The 11820-nt window shown below is 73.0% G+C and carries 9 protein-coding genes; 1 reads left to right on the top strand and 8 read right to left on the bottom strand.

Annotation, left to right across the window (positions count from 1 at the left end):
- Window positions 1–6: 6 nt before the first annotated feature.
- Entirely contained in the window at window positions 7–948 is a 942-nt protein-coding gene (locus tag LCE31_RS10790; RefSeq protein ID WP_225013954.1) for a pseudouridine synthase, read from the bottom strand.
- Window positions 949–1067: 119 nt separating this feature from the next.
- Here LCE31_RS10790 and LCE31_RS10785 point away from each other — a divergent pair, with 119 nt between their 5' ends.
- The gene (locus tag LCE31_RS10785) at window positions 1068–1940 is read left to right on the top strand and encodes a DMT family transporter (protein WP_225013953.1); all 873 of its coding nucleotides are present in this window, start codon (window positions 1068–1070) and stop codon (window positions 1938–1940) included.
- A 43-nt stretch (window positions 1941–1983) separates the two neighbouring features.
- Here the strand turns inward: LCE31_RS10785 and LCE31_RS10780 are convergent, their stop codons facing one another.
- The 7 genes from LCE31_RS10780 to LCE31_RS10750 form a co-directional block, all read right to left on the bottom strand.
- Entirely contained in the window at window positions 1984–3165 is a 1182-nt protein-coding gene (locus tag LCE31_RS10780; protein ID WP_225013952.1) for a 4-hydroxybenzoate 3-monooxygenase, read from the bottom strand.
- A gap of 220 nt (window positions 3166–3385) precedes the next feature.
- Window positions 3386–4189 carry an AraC family transcriptional regulator gene (locus LCE31_RS10775; protein WP_225013951.1) on the bottom strand — a complete coding sequence of 268 codons (804 nt, stop codon included), beginning with the start codon at window positions 4187–4189 and terminating at the stop codon, window positions 3386–3388.
- 51 nt (window positions 4190–4240) lie between these two features.
- Window positions 4241–5926 carry a class I adenylate-forming enzyme family protein gene (locus LCE31_RS10770; RefSeq protein ID WP_225013950.1) on the bottom strand — a complete coding sequence of 562 codons (1686 nt, stop codon included), beginning with the start codon at window positions 5924–5926 and terminating at the stop codon, window positions 4241–4243.
- 46 nt (window positions 5927–5972) lie between these two features.
- Complete coding sequence (gene fabF, locus LCE31_RS10765; protein WP_263631684.1) at window positions 5973–7253, bottom strand: beta-ketoacyl-ACP synthase II; 1281 nt, start codon at window positions 7251–7253, stop codon at window positions 5973–5975.
- 93 nt (window positions 7254–7346) lie between these two features.
- Entirely contained in the window at window positions 7347–9611 is a 2265-nt protein-coding gene (locus LCE31_RS10760; protein WP_225013949.1) for an oxidoreductase, read from the bottom strand.
- 39 nt (window positions 9612–9650) lie between these two features.
- Window positions 9651–10487: an SDR family oxidoreductase gene (locus LCE31_RS10755; protein WP_225013948.1), complete on the bottom strand. Its 837-nt coding sequence runs from the start codon at window positions 10485–10487 to the stop codon at window positions 9651–9653.
- Window positions 10484–11659: an acyl-CoA dehydrogenase family protein gene (locus LCE31_RS10750; RefSeq protein WP_225013947.1), complete on the bottom strand. Its 1176-nt coding sequence runs from the start codon at window positions 11657–11659 to the stop codon at window positions 10484–10486. Before LCE31_RS10750 ends, LCE31_RS10755 begins: the two co-directional genes overlap by 4 nt.
- Window positions 11660–11820: the final 161 nt, after the last annotated feature.

Here is an 11820-nt window from a genome sequence, read left to right as displayed (position 1 = left end):
GCCGCCTCAGGCCGGCACCGGCCACCGGGCCAGCCGCTGAGCGCTGCTGAAGCGGTGTGCGGCGCCGGTCAGTGGGTCCGTGAACTCCAGTACCTTCGCCAGGAGTTGAAGGGGACGCCGGTAGTCGTCCGGCGCCTTGGGCGCGACCACGGGGTAGAGCGGGTCGTACAGCAACGGCAGCCCGAGTGCGTTCATGTGCACCCGCAGCTGGTGGGTGCGGCCGGTGGCCGGCACGAGCCGGTACCCGCCGTACCCGCCGCCGTGCACGGCCAGCTCGACCCGCGTCTCGGCGTTCGGCTCCGCACCCGGCACCTCGTACGCCGCGAGGACCCCGCGCTCCTTCTCGATCCGGCTGCGTACGGTGCGGGGCAGCGCGAGCGCCGGGTTGTGGGCGGCGACCGCCTCGTACTCCTTGCGCACCCGCCGCTCGGCGAAGAGCCTCTGGTACGCGCCCCGGTCCGCCGGGCGCACGACGAACAGCACCAGGCCCGCGGTCAGCCGGTCAAGCCGGTGGGCGGGCTGGAGCAGCGGCAGCCCCAGGGTGTCCCGCAGCTGAGCCACCGCCGTCCGCGCGATGTGTCCGCCGCGCGGTGTGGTGGCCAGGAAAGGGGGCTTGTCGGCGACGACGATCCGCTCGTCACGGTAGACGACGCCGGTCTCGAACGGCAGCGGCTCCTCCATCGGGAGGTCGCGGTGGAAGAACACGTACAGCCCCGGCGTGTACGGGGCGCGGGGGGTGACGGGCCGTCCGTCGGCGGTCACGAAGCGGCCCTCCCGGACCATCTCACCGATCCGCGCCGCGCCCGCGGCGGGTCCGTAGCGGGCCGTCAGATGGTCCTCCACCGTCCGGTAGCGGCCCTCCGGATCGGCGGGCAGCCGCAGCCGTACGGCGTCCACGCCCTGCCGCTGCGGCAGCGGCGAGGCCGGTGTCCTGTGTCTGCGCACCACGCGGGAAGCCTACGGGGCTCCGGGGGAGCGCGGACCGCACGGGTGCCCCGGGGCCGTCCCGACGTGCCGGGAACCCCCCTGATTTCGATCTCGGTCCCATGTACACGCAAAATGGTCCGGTGATCAGTGTCCTCTTCGCCGTGCTGACCGCCATCAGCAACGGCTCAGCCTCGGTGCTGCAACGACGCGCCGCCGCGACGGTCCCCGACAGCGACGCGATGCACCTCTCCCTCATCCGGCATCTGCTCACGAAGAAGGTGTGGCTGGCGGGCATCTGCATGGTGATCGTCGCGGCCGTCTGCCAGGCCGTGGCCCTCGGCACCGGGCCGATCGCCGTGGTGCAGCCCATCTTCGTGATCGAGCTGCCCTCGACACTGCTCATCGCCGGCTACGTCTTCCGGTACCGGCTTCCCTCCACGGCCTGGTACGGCGTCGCCGCCGTCACCTGCGGCCTCGCACTCGGCATGGCCTGCGCGGCGCCGGGCGGCGGCTCCGAGACCGTGCGGGGCCTCGACTGGGTCCCCGCCCTGATCGGCACCGTCCTCTTCGAGGCCGTCCTGATCGCCTTCGCGCAGCGTGCCCGCGGCAACCCCAGGGCGGCCCTGTTCGGCCTCGCCGCCGCGTGCAGCTACGCGCTGACCGCGGCCCTCATGAAGGACGCCGTGGCGCGGCTCGAGGACGGCGACGGAATCGTCAGACTCTTCGAGTCCTGGCAGCTGTACGGGACGGCCGTGGCCGGCGTGGGGGCGCTGTTCCTGCTCCAGAACGCCCTCCAGGCCGGCTCACTGGTCGCCTCCCAGCCCATGCTGACCCTCGGCGACGCGCTGATCAGCATCACGTACGGCGTGACCCTGTTCGGCGAGACGCTCCGCTCCGGCTGGTGGCTGGTGCCCCAGCTGCTCGCCATCGGCCTGATCGCCGCCGGCTGCGTGGAGCTGTCCCGGTCCCCGCTCGCGAGCGGCAGCACGCCCCCTCCGCCGCGCGTGCGGTAGCGGCCGGTGCCGCCCCACCGCGCGGCCGGCCGGCGGCCGGGGGTCAGTTCACCCCGGAAATCAGCTCGTTGAAGAGCCGGTTCGCCGCGGGCGAGGTGAACTGGCGCTGGAGTTCGGCCCGGGCGATCTGCTTGCGGAACTCTCCCTCGTACGAGGGGTCGCCGGCGTCGTGCATGAGGTCGGTGATCCACGACGCGAACGCCTGGTAGTTCCAGACGTGCTTCAGGCAGGTCTCGGAGTAGCTGTCGAGGAGGCTCCCGTCACCCTGCTGGACCCGCCGGATGACGGCGCGCGCGAACACCTCCGCGTCGTTGAGCGCCAGGTTGATCCCCTTCGCGCTCATCGGCGGGACGATGTGGGCGGCGTCCCCGAGGAGATACAGCGTGCCGTGGTCCATGGGGCTGTAGACCACACTGCGCAGCGGCACGATGCGCGCCTCGGCGATCGGCCCGGTGGGCACCGGGGTGCCGAAACGGGCCTCCAGCTCACTCCAGACGCGCTCGGCGGGCCACTGCTCGGGAGTGTCGCCGGGCGGGCACTGGAGGTAGATACGGCTGGCGTTCGCGCCGCGCGGGATCAGTCCCGCCAGGCCGCGATGGTGGATCGCCATCCCGGAGGGGTGGCTCGCGGGCACCTCGGCGAGGACGCTCAGCCAGGAGTATCCGTAGGTGTGGGAGTAGCGGGTCAGGGCGGACTCGGGGATGCTGGCGCGGCTGACGCCGTGTGAGCCGTCGCACCCGGCGACGTAGTCGCACGCGATGGCTCTCGCCGTACCCGTGCTGTCCCGGTAGCGCACCAGGGACCGAGGGCCCTGGAGGTGTTCCAGGGCGACGTCGGCGGCCTCGTGGCGCAGGTCTCCGCCCTCGCGCAGGAAGACGTCGGTGAGGTTGCGGACCAGGACCTGCTGGGGGCAGAACAGGCTCTCGTCGTCCTCGCCGGTGTCGAGCGGCAACTCCTCGCCGTCGATGAAGAATCCTCCGGCGCCCTCGGTGACGGGGTTCCCCTCCACCACCTCGCCGAGTCCCCAGGCGCGGAACAGGCGCACTCCGCGGGTGTCGACCGTCCCCGCGCGCTGGCGCCGCTCGACGTAGGCACGGCGGTGCTTCTCCACCACGACGCAGCTGACGCCGTTGCGGAGCAGGAGGTTGGCGAGCGTGAGCCCGGCCACCCCCGCCCCGACGATCGCGACGGTCGTGTCCTCGGGGATTTCGGGTGTTTCTGTCATGTCGGAGCCTTCTGGAAGCGGGCGGCACCCGGTCCGCCGAAGCGGAGGGGGCGGGCTGCCCGGGGATGGTTCAGCCGTCTGACCACCACTGTGGAACCCGGCGGAGCCTCCGCCAACCGGTGAATGGACTCGCGATACCGAAAAGCCGCCAGGCTTGGAAGGGCGGGGGAACGCTGTGGGAAGGCCGCTCGGTGCGGGCCCGCTCCGAAGGGCCGTCGGGCTACGTCGAGTCGCCGCGCAGGCCCGCCCGGTAGCGGCCGGGGGTCTGGCCCACGACCTCGGTGAAGGCGTCGATGAAGCTGGAGGGGTTGGACCAGCCGCACTCGGTCGCGGTGTCGGTGACCGACCGGCCCGCGGCCAGGGACACGAGGGCGTGGTGCACGCGCAGTATCGTGCGCCAGCGGTGGAAACCCATCCCCAGCTCGGTGTGGAACAGGCGGCTCAGGGTGCGCTCGCCCGCCCCGGCGGCCCGCCCCAGCTCGGCCAGGGTCGCGGACGGGTGCGGGTCCGCGTGCAGCAGGCCCGTGACGGTGCGCAGGCGGTCGTCCGTCGGTTCTGGAAGGTGCAGGGACTGCTCGGGCGTCTCCGCGACCTCGTCGATCACCACCGCGCGCAGGCGCTCGAAGGCGCCCGGCTCCATCTCCGTCCGCTCGGTCAGCGCCAGAACGGCCTCGCGCAGCAGCGGGTTCACGGAGAAGACGCTGGGGCGCGCGGCCAGCGCGTGGCACAGACCGGCCGGGATGGTGAGCAGGCGGACGTCGGTCTCGCCGTAGAAGTGGTGGGAGTGTGCGAAGCCGGGCGGCGTCCAGGTCGCCCGGTTGGCGGGAGCGACCCAGGTGCCGCGCTCGGTGGTGGTGGCCACCGCGCCCGCGGCGGCGTACACCAGTTGGCCGTCCTCGTGGGAGTGTGTGCCGAGGTGGTAGCCGCGCGGGAGCCGGCCGGCACCGCTGGGGCCTTTCGCCCGGACCGTGCCGGACTCATGCGTCCCGGCACGGGATCTCGCGGCGTTGTCGTCGGTCGCCAATGTCCCCAGCCTCCGGCCGGACGTCCCTCCCGCGCGCCGGGCGGAACGGCCTCAGTGCCTGACGCGCTCGATCAGGCCCGCCTCGGCGTCCTCGGCCACCTGCCTGCGCAGTTGGTAGTGGATCTTCTTGCCGGTCGCCGTCGTCGGCAGCGCGTCCACGAAACGGTACGCGCGCGGGCGCTTGTACGCGGCCAGCATCGGGTGCGCGCGGCAGTGCTTCTCGCAGTCCTCGACGCTCAGGGCGGGATCACGCCGCACCACGTACGCGGTGACGAGCTGGCCCCACTCGGGGTCGGGCAGCCCCACCACGGCCGAGTCGGCGACGCCGGGGTGCTCGCCCAGCACCTCCTCGACCTGGACCGGGTGCACGTTCTCGCCGCCGGAGAGGATCATGTCGTCCTTGCGGCCGACGATCGTCACGTACTCGTCCGCGTCCCAGGTGGCGAGGTCGCCGATGTACAGCCAGCCGTCGCGGAAGTTCTCCGCCTCCTCGTCCGGGCGCCCGGTGTAGCCGTAGCCCGACTTGGGGGAGCGGACGATGACCTCGCCGATCTCCTGGCCGTCCTTGGCCGCCAGCTCGCCAGGGGCGGCGCGCCGGTCCTCGTACACCTTCACGACGGCGACGTCGTCGTCCGTGGAGGCGCGGCCCGCGCTGCCCGCGTGCCCCGGCAGGTCGGCGGGGCGCAGGAACGTGTTCCAGAACGCCTCCGTCGTGCCGTACCCGTTGAAGATCCGCTCGGTGAGCACCCGCTGGTAGCGCAGGCAGGCGGTCCGGTCGAGCGGGGCGCCCATCGTCACGATGCCGCGCAGTGTGGACAGGTCGCGCGGCCGGGACTCCTGCGCGTCCGCGAGCCGCTCCAGGTTGGTCGGCGCGCCGATCAGGAAGGTGATGCCGCGCTCCTGCACCAGGTCGAGCACCGCGTCGGCGTCGAAGTGCCGCAGCGGGACCGTCTCTCCGCCGATGTAGAACACTGGGTTCGGGCCGCCCGCGTACAGGCCGCCGCGGTGGAACCACGGCGTCATGTTCAGCGTGCGGTCCTCGGGCGACAGCGGGAAGTGCATGATCACGTCGTGCGCCGACAGCACCTCGGTCGCGTTGTTGAGCGGCACGCCCTTCGGCATGCCCGTGGTGCCCGACGTGTACAGGCGGGTGGTCTCCGCGTAGATCCCGCCGCCCGGCTCCGGCAGCGGCTCCCGGCCCTCGCCCCTGGCCGGCAGGTCCGCCATCGCCACGGACCCCGCGAGCGGCGCGTCGGCCGGGTCGCCCGAGGGGACGTGGACGATCAGCTCGGGCCGGTGGCCCGCCAGGGCGAGCGCGCGGCCCGCGTTCTCCGCGACGGCCGTGTCGTACACGAAGGCGCGGGGCCTGCCGCTGGTCAGCACGTGCGCGGTCTCGCCCGGCGCGAGCCGGAAGTTGACCGGTGAGCCGACCGCGCCGAGGCGCTGCGTCGCCAGGTACAGCAGCGCGAACTCGGGGGTGTTGAAGAGCTGGTACGCGACGAGGTCGCCCGCCCGCACCCCGGACGCCGCGAGGCCCGCGGCCAGCCGCTCGACCTCGGCACCGAGTTCCGCGTACGTCCAGCTGCGGCCGGACGCGGGGTCGTGCATCGCGGTGGCACGCGCGTACCGGTGCGTGTTGCGTGCGAAACCCGCCCAGTACGTGAAGCGGTTCTCGAACACGGCGCGGTAGGCGGCCGGGTCGTAGCCTGGCGCCTCGGCGGGGTCCGGGTTGTCCATGATGCTGTTCCTCTCAGCGGGCCGTCGGCCGGCTCGCGGCGGTTTCTCAGACCGCGCGCAGCACGGCGACGCAGTTCTGGCCGCCGAAGCCGAACGCGTTGACCGCGGCGGCGCGCACCTCGGTCTGACGGGCGGTGTGCGGCACGTAGTCGAGGTCGCACTCCTCGCCGGGCGTGTCCAGGTTGATCGTGGGCGGCACGACGCCGTCCCTGATGGCGAGCGCGCACACCATCGCGGAGAGCGAACCCGCCGCGCCGATCAGGTGGCCCACCATCGACTTGGGCGAGCTGACCGCCAGGTCGTACGCGTGCGACCCGTAGACCTCGCGGATCGCGCGGGTCTCCGTCAGGTCGTTGATCCGGGTGCTGGTGCCGTGCGCGGCGATGTAGTCGATGTCGCCCGCGTCGGTGTCCGAGGCGCGCAGCGCGAGGCGCATGGCGTCCATGGCGCCCTCGCCGCTCGGGTCCGGCGCGGAGACATGGAAGGCGTCCGAGGTCAGGGCGCCGCCCGCGACCTCCGCGTACGCCCGGGCGCCGCGCGCCCTGGCGTGCTCCGCGGACTCCATCACGCACACCACGGCGCCCTCGCCGAAGACGAACCCGTCGCGGTCCGCGTCGAAGGGGCGGCTCGCGTGGGTGGGGTCCTCGTTGCGGCGGGACAGCGCGCCCATGTTGGACAGGCCGCTGAACATGACGGGGGTGATCGCCGAGTCCGTGCCGCCCGCGACCACCACGTCGGCCTCGCCGGACAGGATCAGCCGGCGCGCCTCGATCAGCGCGTAGATGCCGCTGGCGCAGGCGAGCGCGCTCGCGGTCACCGGGCCCCGGATGCCGAGGTCGATCGCGACCTCGCAGGCCGGCATGTTCGGGATGACCGACGAGACGAAGTACGGGTTCACCTTGCGCGGGTCCAGGTGCATGGTGTCCACGGCGTTCTCCACGCCGTCCATGCCGGCCACCGCGTTGTTCACGACGACACCGACGCGCCTCGCCTCGACGCCGTCCTCGCCGATGGCGAGCCCTGCGTCCTGGACGGCCTCGCGGGCCGCGGCGATGGCGAGTTGGGAGAAGCGTGCCGAGCGGCGCTCCCGCTTGCGGTCCAGCAGCTCGGACGGGTCGAATCCGGTGACCTCGCCCGCGATGCTCGTCGGCATGCCGGTGGCGTTGAACCGGGCGATGGGCCCGATGCCCGACTTGCCCGCGAGGAGCGCCTGCCAGGTGCTCTCCCGGTCGTTGCCGACGGGGGTGAGGGCGCCGAAGCCCGTCACCACCACTTGCTGATTGCTCTGCACTGCGCTCCTCCTGCTCGGCCCCGGACTGCCAGGCATGGGCCTGCCAAACCTTGGACCACAATCCAGCCGTTGTCGATAAAAGTCACAGACTCCGCGCGATATGCCCGCCTCATACGCGCCGTATGTCCCTCAAGCCCCTGCTGCCACATTCGCGCGGCCCCCGGTTGCCGGATCTGTACCGTTTTGCCCCCCGAGTGCGGGCGAGGCCGTTGCCGAACCGGTATATGCCGCGCCGCCTTCGGCCGCCGCTCCGGTGGCGGGGCCGGCGCCGGCCGCCCCCTCGGTACCGCGACCGCCGCCGGTACGGCTCCCGGCGCGCACCGCCACGGCGCCGGCCGTGCGCAGGGCGAGGCGGTGCGCCGCCCGCAGACCCTCCGCGGTGGCCCGCACCGCGTTGAGGCGGTCCGTGCCCGTCACGCCGCCGGCCTCCTCGAAGGGCACGCCCGCCCGCCGCAGCGTCGCCCGCGCGTCCCGCTCCGGCTCCTGGCCGGCCGCGAGCACCACATGGTCGGCGGCGACCAGCCGGCGCTCGCCCTCCGCGTCCCTGACGAGGACGCCCTCGCGGGTGATCTCCTCGTACTCCACCCCGACCAGTGTCGCGACGCCCGCCGCCCGCAGCTCCGCCAGCGCCACCCAGCGGGTGCTGGGGCCGACGCCCGCGCCGACCCGGCCGCCGCGCCGCATCAGCGTCACCGCACGCCGTGCGCCGCCCGCCGTCGCGGTATGCGCCGGGGAGCCGCCCGTCACCGCGTGCGAGGCCAGGAACTCCTCGGGCGTGGCCGGCGCCGTGCGCTCCGCCGTCAGCAGGTGCGCGAGGTCCACGGCGATGCCGCCGCCACCGATCACCGCGATCCGCCCGCCGAGCGCGCCGGGGTCCGCGAACGCCTGCGCGTAGTCGATCACATGGGGAAGCGCGAGCCCCGGCAGCGTCGGCCGCACCGGCAGCACACCCGACGCCAGCACCACCCCGTCGAAGGTCCGCAGGCGCGGCACGTCCCGGTGGCCGATGCGGTGCCCCAGGTGCAACGGAGCCCCGTACTCGGCGAGTTCGGCCACATGGTGGCGTACGGTCCCGGCGAAGTCCTCCTTGCCGGGGACCAGCCCCGCCATCCGGAACTGCCCGCCGGGCTCGGCCGCCGCCTCGAACACCTCGACCTCGTGGCCGAGCGCCAGCAGCGTACGAGCCGCCTGGAGGCCGGCGATGCCGGCGCCCACGACGGCGTACCTGCCGCGTCCGGCGGCGGCGTCCTGGGCGGTGGCCGTGAACTCCACCTCGTACCCGGCCCGCGGATTGACCAGGCAGGACACCCGCTCGGTGCCGAACGACCTGTCGATGCACGCCTCGTTGCAGGCGATGCACAGATCCACCGTCTCGGCCCGGCCCGCACGGGACTTGGCGACGATCTCCGGGTCGGCGAGGAACGGCCGGGCCATCGCCACGAAGTCCACCTCGCCGCCCGCGAGCACGTCGTCCGCCTGCGCGAGGCGGTTGAAGCGGTTCGAGGCGATCACCGGCACCTCGTGCAGCCCCGCCCCGCGCAGCGCCCGCTTGACGTCCTTCGCGAACACCGCCCACGTCCCCTCGGGGACCTGCGCCTGCACGGTCGGCACCGGCGACTCGTGCCAGCCGACCCCCACCGCGAGCGCGTCCGCGCCCGCCCGGGCGAGCGCCACCGCGAGCTCCGCCGTGTCCTCGGGCGGAGTGCCGCCCTCCACCAGATCCGCCCCGGACATCCGGAACAGCACGGGGAAGCCCGGCACGGCCTCGCGCACCGCGCGCATCACCTCGACGGGGAAGCGTCTGCGGCGCTCCGCGTCCCCGCCCCACGCGTCGTCGCGCAGGTTGGTCAGCGGCGCGGTGAACTGGTTGATCAGATAACCCTCCGACCCCATCACCTCGACGGCGTCGAAGCCGAGTTCGCGGGCCGCCCGGGCGCCCCGTGCGAAGTCCGCCACCGTCTCCGCGATGTCGTCGGCCGACATCTCGCGCGGCGTCGTACGCGAGAACCTGCTGTAGACGGCCGACGGCGCGAACGGCGCGCCCCCGTCCGTGCCCGCCACGCCGGGCAGCGCGTACCGCCCGGCGTGGAAGAGCTGCAACGCGATCAGGCCGCCCGCCGCGTGCACCGCCTCGGCGGCGCGGCGCAGAGCGGCCCGGTGCGAGGGATCACCGACCATGCCGTAACCGGGACCGCCGGCCCCGGCGGGGGAGACCGCCGTGCCGCCGGTGACGATCAGCGCCGCGCCGCCGCCCGCACGCTCCGAGTAGAACGCGGCCAGAGCGGCACCGCCGTCCTCCAGAGCCTCCAGATTGAGGTGCATGGCACCCATGACGACACGGTGCGGGAGCGTCAGGCCCCCGATGGCACCTGACCGGAAGACATGGTCGAACATGTGCGATCCCTCTGTCGATTCAGTGCTTCCCGGCCGCTGTCAGGATTCCCGCGTGGGGCGCGGCGGGAGCTGGAGCTCCGGACCGGCGTCCGCGAAGAACGGCGGCGCGACGACACTCAGGCCGCCGTCGACCACCAGCGTCTGGCCGGTGATGTAGCCGGAGCCCTCGCCCAGCAGGAAGTTGATCGTGTCCGCCACCTCCTGCACCGTGCCGGGCCGGTTCGCCGGGATGCGGTCCAGCACGCCCCGCATGTCCGGCATCCCCTTGACGTTGTAGAAGTACTCCAGCGAGTCGGAGTCGATCAGACCGCCGTTGACCGCGTTCACGTTGATGCCGTACGGCGCGAACTCCACCGCCATGTACCGCACCCACGCCTCGATCGCGGCCTTCATCGCACCGAGCGTCGCGTACGTCGGGTACGCGCGGATCGAACCGTACGAGGACAGCGCGACGATCCTGCCGCCCTTGTCCATCAGCTTCACGGCCTCCTGCGCGCCCAGCACGAAGGGGCGCAGGTTCATCGCGTACGACCGGTCCAGGTGGTGCGGGCCGACGTTGACGATGTTCTTGAACGCGCTCGCGGCGGCGTTCGACACGAAGTGGTCGAGGCGCCCGCAGCGCCGCGCCACCTCGTCGAACAGCGCCTGCACGCCCTCAGTGGTCTCGACGTCGGCCTGCACCGCGAAGCCGTGGCCGCCGGCCTCCTCGATGTCGGCGACCGTCTTCTCCGCGAGATCCGCGTTCTTCTTGTAGTTGACGGCGATCGTGCCGCCCTGGCGGGCCAGCGTCAGGGCCAGCGCGCGGCCGATACCGCGCGAGGCCCCCGTGATCAGCGAGACCTGCTCGGTCTTCCGGGCGTCCTGCGTGCCGCTCATCGGGCGGTCTCCTTCTGTGTCGTACCGGCCGCCTTCGCGCGCTGGAGCAGCTCGCGGAAGACGACCGCCTTCTGCACCTCGTTGGTGCCTTCCTCGAAGCGCTGCGCGCGGGCGTCCCGGTACACGCGCTCGATCTTCTGCGACTTCCAGTAGCCGAGGCCGCCGTGCACCTGGAGCGCCTTGTCGGTGACGTTCGTGAGCATCGTCACGGCGTGCATCTTCGCCATCGACGACTGCATCGACGCGTCGTCCGCGCCCTGCTCGAAGCGGCGGGCCGCGTGCAGCACCAGCTGCTTGGCGGCCTCGATGTCCGCCTGGTTCTCGGCGAGCATGAACTGGATGGCCTGCCGCTGCGTGAGCGACTTGCCGAACGTGACCCGGTTGCCCGCGTACTCGACGGCCAGCTGCTGCGCCCGCTCCGCGAGCCCCACGCAGCTCATCGCGACGGAGATGCGCGACGGGGTGAGGAAGCCGCCGAGGAAGACCTCGAGGCCCTCGCCCTCGGCGCCGAGCCGGTGGTCGACCGGGACCGGGGTCCGCTCGAACGTCAGCGACGCGTGGTCGGTGCCGGTGACGCCCATCGTGTTCGACGTGTCCTCGACGGTGACGCCCTCGGCCTCGCGCGGCACCAGCAGCGCGACCGTGCCCTCGTGGCCGCTGCTGCCCTCGACCCGCGCGGCCAGCAGGTAGTAGTCGCACCGCACGCCGAAGGTGATCAGGTGCTTGCGGCCGGAGAGGTAGTACGTGTCGCCCTCGCGCACCACGGACGTGGTGATGTCCGCGCCGGTGCCGTTGCCCGGCTCGGTGAGCGTGAACGCGATCTTGATCTCGCCGGTGATCGAGGGGATCACGAAGCGCTTGCGCTGGTCGTCGGTCGCGTGGCCGTCCATGGACCGCCAGATGCCGTTGACCACGTGCACGATCATGCGGATGGAGCCGTGCGAGCGGGCGAAGACCTCCATCAGCTCCATCCAGCGGGCGAAGCCGAGGCCCTGGCCGCCGTACTCCTTGGGCGCGGCCACCCGCAGGAAACCGAGTGCGTTCAGCTCGGCCCACAGCTCCTCGGGGACCTCCCCGGTCTCCTCGATGCGCTCGGCCCAGCGCTCGCCGGGCCCCTCCACCCACTGCTCCACCTGGGCCTTGAGCTGGTGGAACTGCTGGTCGTCGGTCATCTGCTGCTTCTGCCTTCCGTCTTTCCCGATGTGGCGCCCGGCCGGATGTCGGCCGGGCACCGTGGCCGTCCCCCGGCCGGGGGGGGCCCCGGGGGGGGGGGGGCCGCCCCCGCCCCCCGCCCCCCCCCCGCCCCCCCGGGGGGGGGGGGTCACCCCCCCGG

The organism is Streptomyces sp. 8L, from assembly GCF_020176795.1.
GTDB lineage: Bacteria > Actinomycetota > Actinomycetes > Streptomycetales > Streptomycetaceae > Streptomyces.
The sequence above is the reverse complement of the archived record's forward strand: the minus strand, read 5'-3'. Positions and strand labels throughout refer to the sequence as shown.